Source organism: Allobosea sp. Root483D1 (assembly GCF_001429505.1).
GTDB lineage: Bacteria > Pseudomonadota > Alphaproteobacteria > Rhizobiales > Beijerinckiaceae > Allobosea.
Genome location: NZ_LMJW01000001.1, coordinates 933,068 through 956,232, shown reverse-complemented (window position 1 = coordinate 956,232; position 23,165 = coordinate 933,068). Strand labels below are relative to the sequence as shown.

The window sequence follows — 23,165 nt, the reverse complement described above, 5'->3', positions numbered from 1 at the left end:
TCGTCAGAAAATCAGATGTTCGCGCGCAAAGTGAGCCGGAAATAGAGCTCGACATCGCGCTGTGCCGCCGAGACGCGCTGAAGCGGCCGTCCGACACCGCCTTCGAGCGAGGCCCATTCGAGCGGGCGCCAGATCAGTCCCGCTCCGACCGAGGTCGCGCGCATCGCTGCGCCACCGTTGAGATAGGTCTGGCCGTGGTCGAGGAAGACGAAGCTCTCGAGCTTCAGCGGCTCCGGCAGCGCATAGTGCAACTCGGCCTGGCCGTAGAAGCCCGAATTGCCGAAAGCGCTGCCGATCGGATAGCCGCGGACCGTGGTCGGGCCGCCGATCTGGTAGATCTGGTCGCCTGGGAGCTGCGACTCGGTGGTGTACTGTCCGCTGCCGACGAACGAGCCATAGATGTTGTCGGTGATGCGCCAGAGCGAGGCGGTGTTGCCGGTCCAGATCGTGTAGTTGCGCTGCGTCCCCGCCAGCGTGTCCTCATGCGCGATCTGCGACCAGTTCACGCTGGTCGAATGGGTGAGGTTCGGCAGGTTCACGGTCAGCGTCCCGCCGGCCTGGGTCCGGATGTAATTGGTGTCGACCGTCGTGATGTCGAGGAGCTTGCTGCGGCCGCGCCCACGGCCAAGCGCACCCGTCGCCTGCAGCAGGATGGTGTCGGTCGCGAAGATCGGCTGCGACAGCGTCAGCGAACCGCTCTCCGATATGCCCTCCGGGTGCAGTTCGCGGATCGGGCCGCCGATGATGCGGTAGGCCGAGCGCGTATAGGTCACGCCGAGCCGCGTACCCCAGGGAGAGATCGGGATCGTGTAGCTGCCGCTGCCGAGGACGCTGCCGCGCGAGCGTGAGCCGTAGAGGATGAGCTTGTCGTCGATCCCGAGCAGGTTGTGGTGGCGCAGGAACAGGGTGCCCTGATAGCGCCCGGTGGTGAGCACGCCCTGGTTGTCGTAGGAGATCTGCGCCGTGTTGCGCGGCGGTTCCGTCAGCCCGAGCTCGACATCCGTCAGTCCGAAACCTGCTCCCGCGGCGAGCTGGGCCCGGATCTGCAATTCGTTGAGCCGGTTGAAGATCGAGACCTCGCGGTTGAGCGCCGGCGCATCGACGACCTCGCCCTCCGCGAGCGGGACCTGCGAGCGGACATACCAGGGCCAGGTCTGGATCGCCCCGCTGATGCCGACCTTGCCGACGCGGCCCTCGACCAGCTTGACCTTGAGGACGCCGCCATCGAGCTTCTGCGGCGGCAGCACGGCGCTCGCTGTGATCTGGCCCTTCGCGGCATAGAGGTCGTTGACCTCCTGGACGAGCCTGCCGATCGCGGCGAGATCGACCTTCTTGCCGAGATAGCGGCCACGGATCGCATCGAGCTCGGCGAGGCTGAGAAATTTGGAGTCGTCGAACTCGACCCGTGTCAGCAATACGGTCGCCCCACCGGCCGGAAATTCCAGCCTCGGCCCCGGCGTCGGCGCCACCACGCCCGGGCCGCGCTGGCGCGGCGGCGCGGTCTGGCGCTCGATCTCGCGCTGCTGGCGCGCAGCCTCGTTTTCCAGGGTCTGCGGCAGGACCTGCGCCAGCGCCGGCCCCGCCATGAGACCCGCGCCGAGAACCAGGACGAAACAGCGGGCGGCGCGTCCGACGCGGATCAAGGCTGCTCCTCGAAACCGGCGAGGTTGACGAGCGGCTTTTGCCGCACGCCGGCGCCGGGCATTGTTGCGGGCTCATCGGTCGTGCCGGTGCTGCGCCAGCGCCCATCCGTGCCCAGCACGAAGCCGCGCGCGATCTCGCCGAAGGATGGCCCGTTCGAGAACAGCGCGCCGAGCCGGGCCAGGTCGCGGCCGAGCTGCATGCCTTCCGGAGCATCGACGACATCGGTGTCGACGCCGATGATGAAGGCGCTCGTCGCCAACCGATTGCCGTTGACCGTCAACGAGAAGCCCCGATCCCGCGCATAGATCTGGACATCGTAGCCGGCCACCGGAGCGAGGCTGCGGTTGTTGGCGAGGATCGTCATGATCGGCGTCGTCACCCGCAAGGCGCCGGGAACGAAGGCTTCGGCGATCGAGAACTCGTTCGATGTCGTCGTCAGCACACCATCGACGCTCTCGAAGCGGCCCATCTGGAAACGATCCGTGTCGATGCGCAGGTCGACATTCTGGGCGGTGCGCTCGCGCAAGCCGGCGATGTCGAGCATCAGCGGCAGTCCCGCCCCGCCCGGAAGCTGGACGATGTCGGCGGCGATCCGCGTGCCCAGGATGACGATGCTGTCGCCCGCGCCGAACCGTCCGAGCTTGATCTCGTCGGCGCTGGCATTGGTGCTGCGCGCCGCGCCGGTATCGATCGTGATCGAGCCATGGCCGCTGCGGCCCGCCAGCAAGGCCAGCGCATCGCCGGCGACGATGCGCGAGCCGACGATGTCCCCTTCGGCGACGAGCGAGGCGGAGCGTGCCGCGTCGACGAGGTCGAAGACGATGCCGCGCGCCTGCAGGCCGACATCGCGCCCGCTGGTCAGCGTTCCCCCGCGGATCATGCCCGCCGAGGAGGCAAGCAGGATGTCCGCACCGCTGCGCACCGTTCCGAAGGAGAGATCGCCAGCCGCCGAGCCGGTGATCGAACCGGCTGCCGCAAGTGTCTCGGCCTGGACCGTAGCGTTTCGGGAGACGAGGGAGATCGCGCCGGAACGCGCTGAGCCCTCGCGGATCTCGATCCGACCACCGGTCGTGACAGACAGATCGTGCGCCGCGCCGAGGCTGCCGAGCGCCACCCGACCTCCCGCCGCGAGCTGCGCCGACGCGCCCGAAGCGAGCCGCGTGATCGACAGGTCGGTCGCGCCTCGTAGTGTCGCAGTTCCGGCCGCATCGATGGCAAGCGCGGTGATGCCGGCGCGGATCGATTCGGCCGAAAATTCGCCAACCATGGTCCTGGCGTTGCCCAGCGTGATCGCATTGGAAGCCGACAGGACCGCGCTCGCGGCGGTCAGCGCGTCGATCGTCAAGCTCCCGCCATGGGCGCTGAGATTGGCCGCGCCGCCTGTCGTCAGGCCGTTCGTCACCGAGATCGAGGTCGCGGCAGTCAGCATTGCGCCGCCCGCGGTATCGATGCTGTTGGCGCTGATGCCGGCGCCGGTCGAGGCGATCGCGAGACTGCCTGCCGTCGTCGTGGCGGTTCCGAGCGTGATCGTCCCCGAAGCCGTCAGCGTCGATGTCGCGCCGGCGGTCAGATAATCGACCGCGAGCGTTCCGCCCGTGGCCGAGAGACTGGCGCCGCGGCCCGCGGTCAGGCCATTGGTGACCGAGAGCGACGTCGCAGCTGTGAGGAGGACGCCACCGGCGCCATTGACGGTGGCGGCGATGATCTCCGCCCCCGTCGAACGGACAGAGAGGTCGCCTGCGGTCGTCACGGCGCTGCCGAGCGTGACCGCTCCCGAGGCGGTGAGCGACGAGCTTGCACCGGCGCTCAGGCTGGCGAGGTCAAGTGCTCCGCCGCTGGCCGTGAGGGTTGCTGCGCCGCCGGCTGTCACACCGTTGGTCACGGCGATCGAGGTCGCGGCGGTCAGCATCGCGTTGCCGGCGGCATCGACACTTGTGGCGCTGATGCCGGCGGCGGTCGAGGTGATGGCGAGATCGCCCCCGGTGGTCGTTGCAGCACCGAGCGTGACCGCGCCCGAAGCCGTCAGCGAGGAGTTCGCGCCGGCGCTCAAACTGCCGAGGCCGAGCGTCCCGCCACTGGCCGCGACACTTGCCGCGCCACCGGCGGTCAAGGCATTCGTCACTGCGATCGAGGTCGCGGCGGTCAGCGTTGCACTGCCAGCCGCATCGATGCTGGTGGCGCCGATGCCGGCTCCAGTCGAGGTGACCGAGAGATCGCCAGCCGTCGTCGTGGCGCCGCCGAGTGTGACCGCGCCGGAAGCCGTCAGCGAGGAGCTCGCCCCGGCGCTCAGACTGCCCAGGCCGAGCGTCCCGCCACTGGCGATGAGGGTGGCGGCACCACCGGCCGTGACATTGGTCGTCACCGCGATCGAGGTCGCAGCGGTCAGCGTCGCGTCGGTGGCCGCGTCGATGCTGGTGGCGGCGATGCCGGCACCAGTCGAGGTGACCGAGAGATCGCCAGCCGTCGTCGTGGCGCTGCCGAGCGTGACTTCGCCGGAAGCCGTCAGCGAGGAGCTCGCACCGGCGCTCAGGCTGCCGAGGTCGAGCGTGCCGCCATTTGCCACGACATTCGCTGCGCCACCGGCGGCCAAGGCGTTCGTCACGGCGATCGAGGTTGCGGCGGTCAGCGTCACGTCCTCGGCCGCGTTGAGACTGGCAGCGCCGATGCCGGCCCCGGTCGAGGTGACCGAGAGGTCGCCCACCGTCGTCGTGGCGGACGCAATCGTGATGGTTCCGCTCGCCGCGATCGTGCTGTCGCCGCCCGCGGTCAGCGTTCCGAGCGTCAGGCTGCCATTGCTGGTCGAGAGCTGCGCACCTGCGCTGCTCGTGACGGTGTCGAGGACGAGGTTGCCGCCGGAACTCAGAGTGAGCGCGCCGGCATCCGCGGCGAGGCTGGTGGCATGAGTAGCGCCAGCCGTCGAAAGATGAACATTACCGCGAAGGCTGCGCGCGGAGAGCGTGGGCGCGGCGAAGGCCAGTGCTGCACTCTCCGTGCCGATGCCGGCTCCGGCGTAGAGCGAGATTGCACCGCCGACCTGGGAGGCATCGAGCAGCGCGCCGCTGTCGCCATTGCCGGTGATCGCACCGGTCGCGGTCAAGACGATCGAGGCGCTGCCAGCCGATGCGGCGAGCGAGTTGGCGACCCGCCCGAGCACGATGGCACTGTCGGAGGCAAGGCTGACGCGCCCCGCCGCACTGACGTCCGCGCCAGCAGCCATGGTGATCTTGGCGCCGATGAGGGAGGCTGCCCCGGCGCTGGAGCGAACACTGCGCAGGATATCGATCTCACCGTCGGCGACGACATCGAGCCCGTTATTGGCCGCAAGCTCGCCGATGCGGAAGGCGGTCGGCGTCTGACCTGGCACGGTCGGGCCCGAGAGCCAGGCGGACCCGCCGACAGTGGCGGAGATATCGCCGGTGGAGCCGACCCGCAGGCCGAGCGCGGCCGAGGCGGAACCGACATTGCCGGTCGCATTGAGCCGGATCGAGGTCGCCGAGATCGCGACGCCCGGCAGGTAGCCCTGGATGCCGCCCGCTCGCGCGGTCAACGATGCCGTACCCGAGGCGAAGATGCGGCCGATCTCGGCATTGCCGGCGTTGGCGACGAGATAGGCATCGCCGGCTGCCGCCGAGGCCGAGACCAGCCTGCCGCCGATCTGGTAGGTCAGAGCTGTTGCCGCAGAGCCGATGCCGCCGCCGCCCGCGACCAGGATGAGGTCGCCATTGGTCTGGATCTGCACCGGGCTGCGCGGCGTTGTCCCGTCCGGTTGCGTGCCGACGACGATCCCCTGCGGTGCCTGCAGGCTGACAGTGCCCGTCGCCGCGATGCGGCCGATCGTCAGCGTGCCGCCGGCTGAGTTCGGCGCTCCGGTCGCCTGGACATAGACGTCGCCCTGCGCCGAGGCGGAGAAGGTTCCGGTGGCGTTGATGAAGAGCGGTGCCGTCTGCTTGACGTCGACGCGGGTGAGCGTGACCCCGTTCGGGACATGGTCGAGATCGGCGACCTCGACGAGGCTGCCGTCCTGCCTTTGCCCGACGAGCTTGACCGTTCCCGGAGTGGTCGCGACCGCGAGCGCGGCGAGCTGGGTGTTGGAGACCGCACCGCTGCGGATGTCCCCCAGCGCGACCTGCACATCCGGGGCGAGCGAGCCGATGCTGCCGGCGGTGTTGAGCGTGACGTCGTGGCCGATGACCAGCGCTCGGCCATTGCCGACGACGCCGGGATCCGGCTGCAGCGCGGAGGTGTTGATCGCCGAGACGAGCTGGCGCTCGGTCCAGACCGCATCGCCCGCGATGCGGTTGGCAAGGCCGGGAGCGACGCCCGCGCCGTTCACGCTGAAGCTGTAATTGCTCTCGAGCGTTGCCGGCTTGAAGCGGGTCTGATCGGTCCAGCCGCTGCCATAGGCGGATTCGAAGACGCTGCTGTAAGCGGCATAGCGCCTGGCAGCGTAGGCTTTGACTTGATCCGTAGTAGCCGCGGGCACGGTTGCGCCGGGCGCCGCCATGCTCTTGAGCTCCTGATCGGCAAAAATCTGGTAAAGCGCAATGGCGGCGGTATCGAGCTTGAAGACGCGCTCCATGACGCCGTCATTGTTGGTGTCTTCAAGGACGACGCTGCCGTTGCGGATCAGCGAGGAATACTGCGCATAGCTCTGCGTGACCTGTTTCTCGAACGTGGTGATGCTGGCCAGGGCCGCGGCGTCGGCGCCGTCCGCCGCCGTGAGCTTCAAGGCGCGCGAGACCTGCGAGAGCTGCTCGGCGCTCAGCGCCTGCGCCGCGGTTTGCCCGGAGGCCGAGACGAGCCGACCGGCGGCGACATCGATGCGGACATCGCCGGTCTTGCTCTCGATCTGCCCGACGCGCAGATCACCGGCGACCTGCGCGACGCCGATGTCGCCGCGGGCCGTGAGATTGACGACGCCGTCGACCTGACTGCCGTTCGGCAATTGCGTCGCGACCGCACGCATCGTCATGAGGTTCGAGAGCGAGCCGATGCTGCCCTCGTCGCTCACCAGCGTGATGTTGCGGCCGACGACATTCGTCGAACCGGTGGCGACGGCCTCGAGGCTGCCGGTGGCGCGCACATTGATGTTGCCGTAGGCGCCCGCAGTCTGGTCGGCGCGCAGCGCGATCACGCGGGCACTGCCGGTGATGTTGAGATTGATGCCGCCGCTGCCGGTCGTGGCGTTGAGTTGGGCGCCCGAGGTGAGCGTCGCCTTGATCGCCGCCGTCGCCGTGCCGATCGAATCGCGCGTGGTCAGCGTCAGGTTGTTGCTGAGGATCGTGGCGTTCGGCGTCTGGGTGAAGCTGCCGCCCGAGGCGATGATCGTCGTCGTGCCGCTGGGGTTGACGATGTTGCCCTGCTGGATGACCGAGCTGTTCGAGGTGATGTTGACGCGGCCCGCCGCATTGCCGGCGAAGCTGATGGCGAACGGATTGTCGGCCTTCACCGATGTCGTGACCTGAATGAAGGCGCGGGTCACATAGTTATAGGCCCACACCGCCTGTGTCGCGCCTGGCTGGGCGACGAAGTCGCGATCGCAATGGTTGATCGCCTGGCCGTTGCAACCGCCGTAGCGTGCCTCGTTGTAGATGAAGTCGAGCTGACCGCCGGTGATCTCCTCCGTCATACCGACATTGGTCAGGTTGGTGTTGTTCGTCACGCGGCCCGACACGGCCGTTGCGCTTGGGGCCTGTGCGTTGCGTGACCACCAGTTCATCCAGTTCTGACCCGGATTGGTGCTCGGCGACTGGGCATCGACATAGACCCAGGGATTGCTCGACGTGCCTGAATCGAAGCGCCAGTAGACGCCCTGGACGTCCCGCTGGTTGCGGTTCGCCTCGGTCAGGCCTTCCTTCTGCAGCAGGGCCTGCTGTGTCCACTCATAGCGGGTGCCGGCGACGGGGTTGTAGCTCGTCGCGTCACCGGAGATGAAGGCGACAGGGGTCGAGGCGCCGGTGCCGCTCAGGGTCGGCTGCGCGCCATTATGGGTCTTGTAGACCGCGATGCCGGAGCCGGGCGTGTAGGCGTAGACCGTCGTGTTCGGGCCGGAGGTGACGAGCCGGTCGACGATGGTGATCTTGCTGACGCTGGCGTTCACCCCGGCCTGCGTGCCGGTATTGATCCGGTTGACGATGAGATCGAGCCCGGACTGGTTGTTGACGCTGACATCGCCAAAACCGCCATTGATCTTGATGCGGCCGAGCGTGTTGGTGCTGATGATCTGGCCGTCGAGCAGCACCGAGCCACCGCCCGAAGAGGCGTTGACGTCGGCCATGATCAGCCGGTCATTGACGACGTCATAGGAGATCGGCGCGGCGCCCGCAGCTTCCCAGCCTCCGCCGAAGACGCTGGCGAAGCTCACCTCCGTATGGCCGTCCCTGAGCCAGTCCTGGCGGCTATTGCGCAGGATGCCGGCGACGTTCCCGCCGATATTGCCGGACCAGTCGGTGACGCGCCCCGCTTCGATCGAGGCGTTGACATTGATCGTGGTCGCCTTGATCGCGACCTGGGCGCCGTAGATCTGCGTGCCGCCGCCCTGCGCGACCGGATTGCTCTGCCGGTAGGTCGGAACCGTCGGGATGACCATGAAGCGGATGTTGTTGCCCATGTCATAGCCGCCGGTACAGTTGTAGCCAGCGTCGCCGATGTATCCAACGCAGTTGCCGTAGAACTGCATCGAGAAGTTGCGGACCGTCCCCTCGTCCTGCCTGCCATAGAGGAAGTAGTTCAGGTCAGTCGCGCCCTGTCCCGCAGCGAGCGCGTTGGCGGCGGCAATGACCGCCTCGTCGGCGTTGAAGCTGCTCGAGCCTGGCCGGCCACCGGGATAGTAGATCGCATGGCCATACTCCGCCTGCGGCGAGGCGCCGGGCGTGTACATGCCGTTCGGCCCGTTCGACGAGACCGCGACCGCGCCGTTCGGCACGGTGGCATTGAACTGCAGCGCGTCGATGCGCTGACCGGAGAAGCCGAACGAGCCCAGCGTGTTGTTGATCGAGACGAGGCCGCCGAGATTGGTGAGATCGCTCGCGATCAGCAGCGCCGGCCCGTTGCCGCTGGCATCGAGCTCGCCAGCATAGGCATTGTCGATGATGATCCTCGGCGTCGCGTCCGGATTGCTGTGGCGTGTCAGGGAGCCGGTGGAGCCGACGATCTGGCCGCCGGTCGATTCCGGGATATAGGCGCCGCCGTCGAGCACGAGATAGGCGGCGCTGCGGTTGATCACGGTGATCGACGGACCGCCATTGGCGACGAGCGAACCATTGCCCTGGACGGTGCTGGCATTGACGAAGACGTTGCCGCCCGCAGCATAGAGCTGACTGAGCCGCACCGCCTTGACCGGGCTCGTGCTGACGCCGGAGAGCAGCGTGTTAGCGACCGCGGCATCGTAGCGCGCATTGATGTAGGCGACGGGATCGAAGGCTGTCGTGTAGCTTCCGGTCACCGGCGCGCCGCTGATGAAGCGGATCGTCGGGGTCTCGTTCAGCTCGCACTGGACCGAGGCATTGACGCCGCAGCCGATCTCGATGCGCTGGGTGTTGTAGATGCCGGCCGTCGCGGTGCCGTTCATCACCAGGGTCGAGGACGACGACCTGCCCGGGCTGCTCGAACCGGACGTGACCGGGATGAAATAGAGCTGATAGCCATGGCCGGTGCCGTCGGCATCGGCGTCGAGCACGCCGTCATAGGCGCCGAGCGTGACGTTCTGGGCGCTGGAGATATTCGTGCCACTGCCGACCTCGACGCGGGCATGATGCTGCAGATTGGTCGAGGCGTCGGCATCGGGCACGGCGATCAGGCCGCGGACATAGCCCAGCGCATTCGCCGTACCCGACAGCCTGTTCGTGCGCAGGCCCGCGCCGTCGCGGCCGGCGGTGACATTGACGTCGTAGAGGCCGAGCAGCTCGGAGTTCGTGCCGATCTTTATCGTGTTGTCGGTGCGGATGGTGACGTCGGCATCGGCGAGGCCGACGCTGGCGAGCCCGTATGTGCTGACATAGGCGTTCGCCGTGACATCGGCGATCGTATAGGTGCCGAGATTGATGACGCCGAAGGAGTTCAGGACGACGTTGTTGCCGAGCGTAACAGAGTTGTCGACATCGGCGCGATAGCGCGCCGACACACCGGCGCCCTGCAGCAGGCCGCCGGTCGTCAGCGTCGCGGTGTCGTCACCGACCAACTCGCTCCAGGCCTGCACTAGGATCGGCCCGGGCGCCCCGGTCGGGCTCGTGCCGGCGAGCAGGGTCGTGCTGTTGCCGAGCGTCACCTGCGAGGTGCCGTCGATCTCCGTTCGCGCGGTCGCGCCGGCACCGTTGATGCCGCCACCGGCCGCAGCGCGCACGGAATCGCCAAGGTCGAGCTGGGTGTACGCGTTGCGGCTCGTCAGCGAGATCGCCTGCAGGCAGCTCGTCAGATAGCAACCGGCCGTGCCTGGCCCCGCAGCGGTGATCCGGCTGCTGGCGCCCAGCGAAACCAGCACATCGACATTGGCGCTGTTGCGTGCGAGCGCAGCGCTGGCGCCCAGCGCCGTGGCCTGCAGGCTGTCGACGAGCGCGGCATATTGCGTGACGTGGCTGGCGCCGATCGTCGCGATCCCGGTCTGGATCACCGCATTGGCGCCGATCGAGGCGGTCACATCCGAGGTGTTTGAGGTCGAGCCGGTCGCGCCGGAGCCCGCATAGAGCCCGCCGCCGGTGGCGGCCTCCGTATGCACGATCTGCGTATCCTCGCCGGCTGCTGTCAGGGTGAACCTGCCGGTGCCGCTCCCGGCCATGGTGGACGAGGCGCCAAGCGAGGCCGTCGTCGTCGTTGCGGCATCGGCCTGGGCGTTGACGGCGCCGACGGCCCCCGTCCCGCCGACGGTGATGCCAGTCGCCTTGGCCGCCTGGAGCGTGGTGTTCGTCGCGGTGATGGTCACCGTGCCGGACGGCAGGCGAACATAGTCGCCGACCGAAGCCGTCACCGAGCTGGTGTTGCGCGCCCGCGCATCGGTGCCGGTGGCGCTGACATAATAGGAGCCCGAGCCGGCAACCGCCGAGGCCGCGGCCGAATAGCCGCCGCGCGCGAAGCCGGAGGTCTCATCCGCCAGCCTGACGGCATCGCCTGCAGCCGTACCGAACACCGAGCCGGTCGCTGTGACCGAGAGGAGGCCCGCGGCGAACTGGTTCGCGATCAGGCTGGCATTGCCCTCGATCGCAGCGAGCACCTGCGTGCCGACGGTGGCGTTGGCGACAGCGACGCCGACCGCAAGGCCGCCGGCGACCGCGACGCCGAAGGCTGCTGCCTTGGCATCGGGCGATGCCGTCGCCGTGACGCTGATCGTGCCTGTTCCGACATTCGCCCTGGCCCCGGCGCCGATCACTGCGGAGACATTGGAGCTGTCGGTTGCATTCGCCGCCGCGCCCGAGCCGGCGACGAGCAGGCCGCCGACGCCGGCAACGGCCGCGGCGTGGGCCGCGCCGGTGCTTTGCGCGCCGATGGTGAGGCCGGTTCCGGTCAGGCTCGAGCCGCCGGCGTACCGCGCCGCGACAGTGCTCTCGGCGCTGCTCGTCGCGAGCGAGACACCGAGCGCCAGGCCGCCCGCCACCGTGGCGCCGAATGCGTCCGACCGGCTGGTCTGGCTGTTGTTCGCGTTGACGCTCGTCGCGCCGGTCACCGTCAGCGTGCCGCCGAGCGTCGCCGTGACCTGATTGGAGATCGCACCGTCAGCCACGGCGGCGCCGGCCGCAGCGGCAAGACCGCCGGCCCCCGCAGTCGCTTCGACCCGGGCGGCGGCGCCCGTCCCGTCGGTCGAGTTCGCGGTCACGGCGATCGAGCCGGTGCTCACGCTGATCTGGTCGAGACGCGCCGAGACCTTGTCGCCGATATCGGTATAGGCGGTCGCCGCGCCGACGCCGCCGCCGCCTACACCAACACCGCTTGCGGTGTTGCTCGTCGTCGTCCTCGATAGCGCCGAAACGGCGACGGCGCCGCTCGTGATGCTGCCGCCGCTGACGCTGGCGGTGGTCGCGGAGCCGGCACTTTCGAGCAGGGCGGCAGCGCTCTGCGCCGCCGGAGCGACGATGCGGCTGCGATTGCCGGTGAAGAAGCCGTATTGCTGCGCGGCGTAGTTCCGTATCTCTGCATCGGTCGCCGTACGGCCAAGGCTGGCGTTGGCTTGGGCCCGATAGGTTTCGAGACCGGCCGTGGACAAGGTCAGGACACCGCCGCTGACGGTACCGTTGGCGAGCAGGCGGGCATAGGCGTCGTTGGCGGCGCTGCGGACCTGGTCGTCGCTGGCGCCCGGCGTCGTCGCGGTCACGCTCGCGCGGTACGTGCTGAGCCCGGTGTCGCTGAGGAGATAGCTGACCGCACCGCTGCTGAAGGCCGCATAACGCGTCGCGGCCCAGCTGCGAACCTGGGCGTCCGAGGGAGTGGCGATGCCGAGCGCAGTCGCCGCGTTGCTGCGCAGCGCAACAACGCCCGCATCGGTCAACGTATACGCGCCGCCGGAGACCGTGCCATTGGCCAGCAGCAGATTGTAATCTGACCGCGCGGCTTCGCGCAGCTCGCCCTCGCTCATCGCCACGCCGGCGGCGCCGCGATAGCTTCGATAGCTGGCGAGCCCGGCAGCGCTCAGGACGAGATCGGCATTGCCGGCGGTGAGCTGGCCGATGCGGGAGAGCGTGCCGTTGCCGCCGGCAGTGAGCTCGCCTGACGCGCCCGAGGGCGCGCCAGTACCCACCGAGATCAGCGCGACTGCCGCGCCGATGCCGGCCGAACCGCCGACACCATAGGTCACGGTCAGCGCGCTGACATCGCGCTCGGAGGTGGCGGAGGCCGAAACCGCACCCGGCGCAACCAGGGTCGAGCCCTGGATATCGGCCTGAACGAGGCCGTCGAGGCTTGCGATATTGGCGCCGGCGCCGGCACCGATGCTGCCGGTTGCACCCGCGGCCGTCGTCGGCGTGATGCTGGTCGCCTCAAAAGCGGTGACGCTGACGCCGGCCGCGCTGGTGACGCCGCCGACGGTCTGAGTCGCGCCCGGCTGAATCGTGACCCGCGCACCGTAAAGTCCTGCGCGCGTCTGGTTGTCGATGTCGACGAAGCTGACCATGCCGGCGACACCGGCGAAGCCGCCCGCCGCGCCGCCCGAAGCGAGCGTCGTAAAGGCATTGCGGCTCGTCGCGGCGACAGCGAGGCTGCCAGCAAGGTTGAGCACGGTCTGGCCGGAGCCGCCGCCGATCGTCGCCAGCGTCGCGTTGCGGCTGGTGCCGACGATGAAGGCGCTGCCGACACCGACACCGCCGGCCACGGCGGCGACCGTCCGGGCGTAGAAGCCGTTGCGGCTATCGGCGGTGACGCCGACCCGTCCGGCCGTGACCAGGCCCTGATCCAGCGAAGCGCTCGTCAGCGCCTCGAAGCTGTTGACGACGCCCATCGCCGCGGCGCCGCCGAGGCCAAGCGCGAAGCCGATCACATTGCTCGCCGCCGATTGCGAGGAGGCCGCGGCGATGTCGAGCGCGCTGATGCCGGGGCCGGTGTAGCCGGGGGTGGTCGTGCCGGTGGTCGAACGCGTCAGCGCGGCCTTCGTGCTGCGCTCCATCACAGTGCCGGCATTGGCGCCGCTGGCGGCGATGCCGCCGATCGCACCGACCGTGATGAAGGTCGCGGCATAGGAGTGGCTGGCGGCCTCGATCGCGACCGCAGTGCTGCCCGTGCCGGTCAGGCGGGTGTCGACCTGGCTCGAGTCGATCGTGGCGCTCGTGCTACCGCCGAGCACGTTACGGATCGGCACGATCGCGACCGCGCCGCTGAGCGGGTAGGCGGCGACGCCGCCGGTGACCGCATTCGCCAGCACGGATTGCTGCGAGGTCGCGATGACGCCAAGCCCATGGATACTGCGCGCCGTCATCGCCAGCGACGGCTGCGCCGCGCTCGGGCCGTTGGCCGTGCTCAAATCGAAGGCCGTGAGAAGCTGTCCGGCGTCATAGCTCAGCGACCCGGTGCCGCCGGCACGCGCATCGACGCTGCTGCCTTCGATTTTGGCCGTGGTTTCGCCACCGATCGTGTTGTTGACGACGGAGACACCGCCCGCAACGCTGGGCGCCGCCACCGTGGCGCCGAGCGCGCCGGCCGAAACCGTGATCCGGTCGGTGTTGGCGGCGAAGACGCCGAGATTGTTGCCCGCGATGATGTCGGCGCCGGTGATCGTCGCACCGACATCGGTGGCGACGCTGTTGTTGGCGACCGAGCCGGCGAGGCCGACACTGCGCGACATGGCAACGCCGATGGCGATCGTGTCGATCGTCGCGGTCGAGCCGGCAGTCAGCACGACGTCGCGGGTGGCTCGGATCTGCGTCCCGTCGATCTCCGCGGCGACATCGTTGGCGATGCTGCTCTCGACGATCGAAAGGCCGACGGCGGCGGCGCCGAGGCCGATGCCGAGCGAGCCGGCGCTGCCGCGGATCGTCGAGGAGGCCTGCGCCTGGACGGCAACGTCGCGGCTCGCGATGCTGCCGCCGCTGATCCGCGCGCTAACGACGCTGTCGATCGTCTGCTGCGCGACCGAGGCGACGCCGGCGAACTGGCCGGTCGCGACGCCGATGCCGACCGCGACGGCCGTGATCAGCGAACCGTCCTGCGCGCGCACGGTGACGCCGGTCGAGCTCGTCAGGTCGACGTTCTCGATCAGCGCGATGTGCGACTGGCTGATCGTGTTGCTGAGGAATGAGGAGCCGATGTTGTTCTTGCCGGCCTGGATCGCGCCAGCGACGGCGATGATCGAGGCGCCGACGGGATTGGCGGCCTGGTTCGCGTTGGTGGCGCTGCCGGTGAAGTCGATCTGCCCCGGATCGGTATTGGCGAGCCGGCTATCAAGCGCGGCATCGAGGGTGCCGTCCTTGCCGCTATCGGCGATGACGAGGACATCGCCGTCCATCGCGATGCGCGACGGGGCGCCCGAACTATCCGTGATGGCCGCCCGCGTCGTCGGGCCGATCTCGGTGATGACGATGGCGCCGGCGAGCCCGTTCGAATCCGGCCCGCCGCCGCCGGCGATGGCGCCCGACACGATGCGGCTCGAGGTTCGGGCCGCCACGGTCAGCTTGTCGACCGCCGTAAGGGATGTATCCGTGATCAGCGCGGAAACCGCGTCGCGGCCGGAAGGGTCGGCGATCGAGACATAGGTAAGTGCCACGCCGAGGCCGGCCTGCGCGCCGGCATAAGCAGCGCCGCCGCCGATGCCGATATCGGTCGTCCGGTAGGCGTTGACCAGCACGTCGTTGCCGGAGGAGGCGCCGGAGATGCCGTTGATCGCCGAATTGCGGATCTGGGCGGTGACGCTGTCGGTGATGATGCCGATCGCGGCCGAAACGGCGGCAGCGCCACTATTGGCCCGAGCGGCGGCGATGCTGACGCCGATCACGGTCTGGCGCCCGCCGGCAAGCGCCTGGACGGTGGTATCGCCCGCGCCGGTAATCGTCGTGCCGGTGACGCGGGCATCAGTGCTGTTGTCGAAGACGCCGACCGAAATCGCGCCCGAGAGCGCGCCGCTGAGCGGGCTCGAGGCGCCGGTCAGGTTGAGCGCTGCCGAACCGGAAGCGACGTCGGCGATGGTGGCGTTCGTCGCCGCGACATCGGTGTTGACGGTGCCGCCAGCCTTGGCGACGACGACCGCGCCATCGACCCAGGTGGAGGTGCCCAGCGTCGTCGTGGCGACGGCGGCGCTGCCCGCCGCAGTGAGGCTGATGCTGCTGCCCGCGCCGGAGCGCAACACCGCCGCATCGGCCTTGCCTTCTGCGGCAATGCCCTTGAAGAAGCTGAGCTTCGAGGCGTTGGGATCGGAGATCGCCGCAGCGATCGAGGCGACCAGCATCCGCCCGTCCGTCACGGCCTCGACATCGAGCGAGCGGACCGTGATCAGCCCGCGTGCGTAGCCGCTGCCGAGTCGGTTATCCGACAGATCGGCGGAATTGTCGCCGATATAGGCCCGCGTGACGGCGGCCGTATCGAGTGCGGCAACCGAAATGCCGATGGAGTTGGCGCCGCCATAGGTGACGGCGCCGGTCAGCGCGAAGAGCGAGACGAACTGGCGGGCGGTGACATCGATCGAGGTGACGTCGATCGTCGCCTGGTTGCTGATCGAAGCGAGCGTGTGATTGTCGATGCCGACCAGCGCGACCATGCCGTTCGCGGCAAAGGCGCCGGCGGCCTTGCCCGAGGTCGGGGCCAGCGCGAAGATCTTGTCCTCGGTCTTCGCCGTGACCGCGAGTTCAAGCGCGGTGATCGTGACCCCCGCGCCGACCGCGGCAACGGTACGGCTCTCCCGCTGCAGGTCCATATAGGAGCCACCGACCGCCGAGCCGGCGCCGCCGGAGGTGCCGGTGCCCGAGAAGATGGCGTAGTTGCCGGCGACGTCGATCGTTTCCGTTTTGGTGCTGGCCGCGATGGTGACGACCTTGTCGAAGCTCTGCAACGCACCGGTGCCGAGCGCGACGTTCCAGGAGCCGAGCCCGTTGTTCTGGCGCAGCCGCGCGCCGGGGCCGACATAAGCCTCGGTCTCGTTGGCGACCTTGTAATAGTTGACCGCGCCGGCAAGGCCGAGCTGGCTCGATTCCGAGGTTGCGCTGGCGTAGCTCGTCAGGATGTTGGAGGCGACGCCGAAGGTGCCGTTCAGATGCGAGAGCGTCTCGCCGAAGCCGGCCCAGTTGGTCCAGGTGTTGGCGATCGGCAAGGCGCTCGTCGCGGAGACGCCGATGCGATCGGAGTCGACGGTGACGCCGGCGCCGATGAAGGCGCGCGAGGTGTGGCGGAAATCGCCATAGACCACGGCGGCGGATATCGCGACCAGCGCTTCCGGACTGACGGAGCTCGGATCCTTCGAATTCGAGCTGAGGCCGGCATCGGCGGCGACGCGTACGGCAAAGTCGCGGACGTCGCTGACCACCGCCGTCTTGGTCGCATAGATCGTCGGGGCGGTGCCGCCGGCATCGGCCGCGATCGAGGCGACCGCCGAGAGATCGCTGTTCGCCAGGGTGATGGTGCTGCCGAACTTGCCGACCTGCTTCGAGCCGAGGCGGGACATCAGGGGCCCGAACACCTCTTCGGCACCGCCGGCGACGCCAATGGTGTTGAGCAGGAGGTTTTCGCCGAGCGTCACCGCCGAAGAGGTCGAGTTCTTGCTGGTGTCCGACAGGGCTTCGACCGTGACGGTGCCGATACGGCTGCCGCTGCCGCCGAGCGAGGCCCCAAGCCTCGCCTCGGCGCTCGACTTGATGTCGGAATAGGCGAGAGACAGGCCGACCACGCCGCCGCTGACCGACATTGCCGTGGCCGAGGTCGAGAACGCGTTCTCGTTGATCGCCGAGACCCGGACATTGCTCGTCGAAGAGGAGACGGTGACAGTCGCTCCGGAGCTGACGATCGCCTTGGTTTCGATATCCGCGGTGCCGACTGCCAGCGCCAGATCGGCAAGGGTCTGCCCGGCAGACATCGCTAGCGCCGTCGCGCCCAGCGTCGCCTCGTTCTTCGCCTCGACCGTCAGGTTGCGCCCGATCGTCAGCGACGCCCCCGACTCGACTTCAGCGGTCACCCGCGCCTTCAGCTCGGCATAGGTCACCGCCATCGCCACCGGGGACAGCGCCGTGACCGCAAGTGACGGCAGGGTCGCTTCCTGCGTCCCGGTCGCGCTGATGACGATGTCGCGCGTCGCGGTGATCGACGCCCCGTTCTTGACCGAGACGCGGGCAGTGATGTCGCCGGCGACATAGCCGCCGTTGAGGCCGGTCAAGATGGAGAGGTTGGTCAACCCGGCGAAGAGCGCAATGCCGGCGCCGGGGTTGAGGAAGGAGGAAACGCCGGTCGCGTCCGCCATGAGCTTGACGTCGCGGCCGGTGATCGTGCCGCTGACATCGATCGTCGCCTCGGCCGTCGCCTTGCCGGAATTTCGCCTGTCGGTGGCGCTCGCGGTCAGCGTGACGTCGCCGGCCGTGTAACCGCTGCCGGCGCTGACGCCGGCGAGCAACTGACCGGCGACGGTGATCTCCCGCGCCTCCAGCGTGATGCTGCCGGAGTTCCCGAGGCTGGGATTTCCAGCCGCAAGCACACCGCCATTGGCGGAGCGGTTGAAGTTGCGGGTATCGATGATCCCGTCGCCGAGGATGCTGATGCTGTTGGTCGCCTGCAACGACACGTTCGTGCCGTTGGTGATCATGTTGGCGCTGCCGCCGTTCCCGATCACGATGTCGGTCGGATCGATAAAGAGCAGCCCGGCCTTGCCGTTTCGAGCCGAGAGGTCGACATCGACGGCACCGAGCGTGACGGTCTGCCTGGCGCTGAGCTCGAGGAAGCCACCATCGCCGCTCGTGCCCGCTTTGCCGCGGAAAACGGCGCCAGACGCGACATCGAGATTGGTGCCGGCAAAAACGATCGCCGAACCGGCCTTGCCGGCCACGTCGCGGGCGGCGCTGACATCGATCGACGCGCCGCGGGCGATCGTGATCGCGGCGTCGGAGGTGATCGAGACCTTGCCGCCATCCGCCGTGTTTACAACGGCCGATGGAGCCGTACCGGCCGGAAGAGGTGCCGGTGCCGTGCCCGTGGCGGTGATCTTCGCCGTGGACGCGATCGTGGTCCCCTTGCCCGAGCGGACAGTGACGGTCCCGGCGGCGCGCCGTGCCGTGGCGTTGGCACTGAGCTGGCCGGACACGCTGACGGTCCCGGACGCGAGGATTTCGATGCCGCCGCCCTTGCGGGCGATCATGGCGGCGCCGTGCCGGATGCCGGCTGTGTTGACGCTCTGCGAGAAGGCTGTGCGATGCCGCTCGCGGCGCTCGGCGATGTCGATGGGGGCGGCATTCGCCTTGATTTGCCCGGCGACGCTGACGGAATGGCCGTTTAGCGAAACGCCGCGTCGCGCATTGATCGTGCCGTCGATGGTGATCTTGCCGTCGGGCGAGATCGGCACGTCGTTCGCCCTGAGCCTTGCGGCCATCGTCTCGTTGATGGTGCCGTCCGGGCCGATCACCTGATCGAGGAATTCGCGTGTCGGCGTGTTGACCGTCAGCCGCCCGGTGTTGATGACGCCGCTCGGCCCCACCATGAAGCCAGCTGAATCCGAGAAGTAGACATGGCCGCCGATTTGGCCGTTCCGGTAGGAATTCAGGATGCCGTTGATGACCACCGGCCCGTCGCGGACGATGTTGACCAGCGCGCCGGTGCCTTGCGGCAGATGCATGTTGACGGTCGAGCCGGCGCCTTGCTCGAAGCGCGAGAACGAGTTGTAGCCCGCCCCGCCGGAAATCGTCTTGGTCGTGATCGTCGTCGTGCTGCCGCTGACCGCGACATTGGTCTGCGTGCGCCCGTCCGGCGTGATGACGTTCTGCGCGAAGGCCGGCGCGTTCCAGAGCGCGAGCGCCATCGCCTGTCCGACGAGGCAACGCTGGCGCAGGGATGCGAGAACGGAGCGACGCTCGCTCGGCGCCGCCACGTAACGCAGCACCGATCCACCGGCTTGTGTGGCGATCTGCGAGCGGGCTGTGCGGCGCCGGGCCATGGTCAGAGCCGTTCCTTGGCGAGCGCTTCGATGGCCTGGTCAAGGCCACGGACGGACAATGGCAAGGCGAGGTCGCGCCCTGCGGCGTCCCTGAAGACGATCCGGCCGGCTTCGGCCGCCTTGCGCCACTGCTTGACGAGATCGTCGCCGAGCGGCGCGTCGGCGAAGCAGCCGCTCGGAATGCAGCGCCGCCAGCCGAGCTCGAGCGGCTTTGCATCCTTCTCGCCGATGGTGATCTGCACGACGCTGGGGAAGGTGACGCTGACCGGCATCACGGCGGTGACGCGCAGCGGTTCGCCCGCGGTAGCGCGCCCGATGGCGATCTGGGCGATCGGCGCCTGCTGACCCTGGCTCTGCAGGATCTGCGCGACCTCGCAGACGCGGCCCGCTTTCGCGTTTTCGGAAACACGCTGGCAACGCAGCACCCAGTCGGCGAAGCTCGCGGTGGTGCTGCTGGGCTCGGTCGAGACCGGCTGGATGGCAGGCGTGGCCGCCGGGGCGGATGGGTTGGCGGGCTTCGGGGCCGCCGGCTGCGCGGCGGCGGACGCCGCGCCCATGGCAAGAGCTGCGCCCAGGACTACTGGGCCGAGTATCGTTCGCACTGCCGTTACGCCCCCAGTCCAATCACGTCGCCGGCGTCTCGCACCTACGACAATCCACCGCCCGGCGAGAGATCGCCGCGCTTGGAATGCTGAAATTTCTCAAATTGCTCGTAACTGCGCAATATGAGAGTCAAAAATGGTCACATTGATCCTGCTGGATTAACCCTTTTGATCAAGGCCCTTCAGGCCGGATGCGAACAGCCGTTCACGTCCGCGCCGCATCGCAGCCGACATTCGCCCGCTCAGGCGACCGCCTGCCGCGATCGACCCTGCGGTCCGGCGATAGCGACCAGGAGCGCGCTGAGACTCAAGGCGGCGGCGATCAGTCCGAACATGCTCCAGACCCCGACCTGCTGGATGAGCGCGAAGAAGACCAACGGCACGAAGATCGAGACGAAGCGGCCCAGCCCCCACGCCATGGCTGTCCGCGACGCCCGCAGCTCCGTCGGGATGATCTCGGCGGCGTAGATGGCGAGGACGCTGGCATAGACGGCGCTGGCCAATGCGAAGGCGATGCCGATGCAGACCAGGGGCAGGAAAGCGGTGGCGGCCGCGAAGGTCAGGCCGAGGGCGGCCATGGCCCCTGCGGCGCAGACCAGGCTGGCCTTGCGGCCGATCCTGTCGATCACCGGCGCGACGAGCAGGTTGCCGAGCGCCGGGCCGAACATGATCAGGCCGGCCGCCACTACGGAATCTCCGATGCTGAACTGCTTCGCCACCATCACGGCGCCGCTCATCAGCGGAAAGCCGATCGTCGCCCAGGGAGCGAGCGCATAGAGACAGCAGAGCAGGAGCAGCCGGCGCCCCATATCGAGCGATGCCGGCGCTGCCTGCCCGGCCCTGTCAAACGTAGGCGCAAGGGGCTCGGCCGGGTGGTGGCCTTGCCCACCGATGCGTCGCAAGGCCGTTTCGGCTTCGGCAAGACGGCCGGCGGCAGCGAGCCAGCGTGGCGATTCAGGCAGAAGGCCGAGCAGGGCCGCGGCGACGATGGCGAGGAGCGCTCCGGATCCGAGCGCCCAACGCCAGCCTTCAAGGCCCCAAGCTGTAGGCGAGGTGGCGCGCATCAGGAAGATGATCGCCGGCGCCCCCAGGAAGGCGAGGCCGGCGCAGAGGCAGGACAGCGTCCCGCGCCAGCGCGGCGGCATGACATCGGCCATATAGGCCGCGATCAGCGGCGGGCAGGCCCCTATGCCGAGACCCGACAGGAAGCGGAAGCCGATCAGGGCGACAGGATCATGGCTCGCCGCAGCGCCGAGCGAGCCGAAAGCGATCACGGCCAGCGCCGCCTGCAGCGCGAGGCGACGACCGAGCCGGTCGCCGAGCATGCCGAAGATCGGAGCCCCGACGGCGCCGCCGGCGAAGATCGCCGCGAGGAACAGCGACAGCTCGGTCTGCGTCATGGTGCGCGGCGGCGCCTGGAACACCGCCCCGAGCGCGTTGCCGAGCGCGACCTCGGCGATATCGGCAAAGAGCGCCAGCGTCAGGACGCAAAACAGCGCGAGCCGCAGGCGGCAGAGCGGCAAGGCATCGAGGCGCTCGGCGATCGTGCTGACCGGAGCGCTGGCAGGTTCCGTCCTGCTCAGCACGCCGGGCTCTCCGCAATCTCGCGAACGGCTCGAATGGCGGTGGTCTTGCCGGGACCATCCGGCTCGATGGCGACCATGGCTTGCGCGAAAGCAGCGCCGATGATGGCGAGCTTCGCGGCCTGGAAACGTGCGTATTCGTCGCGGAAGCGGCGCGACAGCCAGATCGGCGAACGTCCACGCGCCCCGCTCCAGCCGATGCCGCCCATCGCCTCGGCCTCTGCCAGCGTCCGGCCGGCATGCGTCCGGGAGAGATTGAGCGGACGGGCCAGCGCCGAGATCGAAGTGACGTTCGTCAGCGTTCTCTCCGCTTCGCGTGCCGTGGAGAGGTCGATGCCGGCGATCAGGTGGTCCATCAGGCTGCCGCCCTCATCCACCGAGGCGAACACCGCATAGCTCGGCGGCGGGACGCGGATCGTCTCGCAGGACAAGAGCGCGTCCGCCGTGGCTGGTTCCAGCCGGAGCAGGATGGACTCGCCGGTGTCCTGCAGGCGCGCCGCGCTGGCGCCGCCATCGAGTGAATCGCGTGCGGCCAGATGGATGGCATACCATTGCATCAGCGCCTGCAGCGTGGCCGGAGCGGGCCGCACCAGACCGGCATGCACCGTCGTCGGCTGGGTCAGGCCGTATTGCAGCGTCTCTGCAAAGAAGGCGGCAGCCGTGTTGCGGCTCGCCAGCCCATGCGCGAGCACCTCTTCGACGAACTCCCGCCGGGACAATCCCGGCCGACCGACGGCGAGCGCGCGGAAATAGAGAGACAGCGCCGCGTGCGACATCAGCCAGCGTTGCTGCGTCGAGAATTGCGAGGCGAGCCGGGGCGCGACCGCCTGCACCGCCAGGAAACCTTGAGCCAAGCGATGCGCGGCGTGATCGAAATGCGGATGGGCGAGCAGCCGCTCGATCTCCGCTTCCAGCCTCTGCATCCGGCCCCCCGCCAGCAGCGTTCACACGCGCCCGGTGATTATCGTTCGCCCGGCGCATCGCGGTACAGCCGGGCGGACGGCTCGGAATGCCTTGCCGCCCCGCTGGTTTTGAACAGCCGTTCACAAACGGTGGGGTGACGGCCGTTTCACGCGCAAGCGTGTCTTTGCCGCAACGGGTCGCCGGTCGGCCCAACCCGTCAGATCGGGCGCTCCGTCGCACCATGAAGCAGAGCGCCGACCATGCTGCGATAGCGCAGGTGAAGCTTGGCCGGATCGACCGGAGGCAGGCTCTGATTGGTGCCGCGTGCGCCATCGGCGAGCAGTTGCGCCAGGGCAGCGGGGCCGAGATCCGCCTTGACCCGCAGGACACGGTCCGACTCCAGCTCGGCGATGAAGCCGGCGAGCTTGGACTGAAAGCCGACCGCGGATGCGATCATGATGTCGCGGCAGCGCCGGAAGGCCTGGTCGTTGAGCTCAATGGCATGGGGCGAGGTCGCCAGGCGCCGGCGCGTATTGCCGTAGCGCGTATCGAGTATGGTCGCCAGGATCTCGGTCGGATCACGCCCGGCGGCCAAAGCGGCCCGCCCCGCGGCCATGCCGATCTCGACCGCCTGCGCGTTCACGTTCTCGATCAGAAAGCGAAACGCTGCTTCCTTGCTGCTGAAGTAGTTGTAGAGCGTGCGCCGGGTGACATCGACGGCCTTGGCGAGGCCGGTCATGGTCAGCTGCTCGTAGCCATGGTCGAGGAACGCCCGTTCCAGTCGTGAGGTGAGCTCGGCCCGTGTCACCATTTACGTCCGTCCGGTTGCCCGCCTTGTCGTCAGCACGGCGGGCGAACACGCTCCGACGATTCGGCTCCCCTTCTTGCCTCGATTTCCCG

The 23,165-nt window shown here is 68.7% G+C and carries 6 protein-coding genes; all 6 read right to left on the bottom strand.

Annotated features, from left to right (window positions below; all coding sequences use genetic code 11):
* Positions 1-11 precede the first annotated feature (11 nt).
* The 6 genes from ASE66_RS04465 to ASE66_RS04440 all read right to left on the bottom strand — a co-directional run bounded on the left by ASE66_RS04465 (position 12) and on the right by ASE66_RS04440 (position 23,076).
* The gene (locus tag ASE66_RS04465; protein ID WP_057188324.1) at positions 12-1,643 is read right to left on the bottom strand and encodes a ShlB/FhaC/HecB family hemolysin secretion/activation protein; all 1,632 of its coding nucleotides are present in this window, start codon (positions 1,641-1,643) and stop codon (positions 12-14) included.
* The gene (locus ASE66_RS04460) at positions 1,640-19,177 is read right to left on the bottom strand and encodes a leukotoxin LktA family filamentous adhesin (protein WP_057188323.1); all 17,538 of its coding nucleotides are present in this window, start codon (positions 19,175-19,177) and stop codon (positions 1,640-1,642) included. Before ASE66_RS04460 ends, ASE66_RS04465 begins: the two co-directional genes overlap by 4 nt.
* Positions 19,178-19,179: 2 nt before the next feature.
* On the bottom strand, positions 19,180-19,734 hold the full coding sequence (locus tag ASE66_RS04455; protein WP_057188322.1) for an invasion associated locus B family protein: 555 nt from the start codon (positions 19,732-19,734) through the stop codon (positions 19,180-19,182).
* 287 nt (positions 19,735-20,021) lie between these two features.
* Entirely contained in the window at positions 20,022-21,365 is a 1,344-nt protein-coding gene (locus tag ASE66_RS04450) for an MFS transporter (protein WP_057188321.1), read from the bottom strand.
* Entirely contained in the window at positions 21,359-22,285 is a 927-nt protein-coding gene (locus tag ASE66_RS32440) for a hypothetical protein (RefSeq protein WP_057188320.1), read from the bottom strand. Before ASE66_RS32440 ends, ASE66_RS04450 begins: the two co-directional genes overlap by 7 nt.
* Positions 22,286-22,482: 197 nt before the next feature.
* Entirely contained in the window at positions 22,483-23,076 is a 594-nt protein-coding gene (locus ASE66_RS04440; RefSeq protein ID WP_057188319.1) for a TetR/AcrR family transcriptional regulator, read from the bottom strand.
* Positions 23,077-23,165 lie beyond the last annotated feature (89 nt).

Coding starts and splice junctions, on each gene's coding strand:
- ASE66_RS04440 (WP_057188319.1), bottom strand. CDS start 23,076: ATGGTGACACGGGCCGAGCTCACCTCACGACTGGAACGGGCGTTCCTC.
- ASE66_RS32440 (WP_057188320.1), bottom strand. CDS start 22,285: ATGCAGAGGCTGGAAGCGGAGATCGAGCGGCTGCTCGCCCATCCGCAT.
- ASE66_RS04460 (WP_057188323.1), bottom strand. CDS start 19,177: ATGGCCCGGCGCCGCACAGCCCGCTCGCAGATCGCCACACAAGCCGGT.
- ASE66_RS04455 (WP_057188322.1), bottom strand. CDS start 19,734: ATGGGCGCGGCGTCCGCCGCCGCGCAGCCGGCGGCCCCGAAGCCCGCC.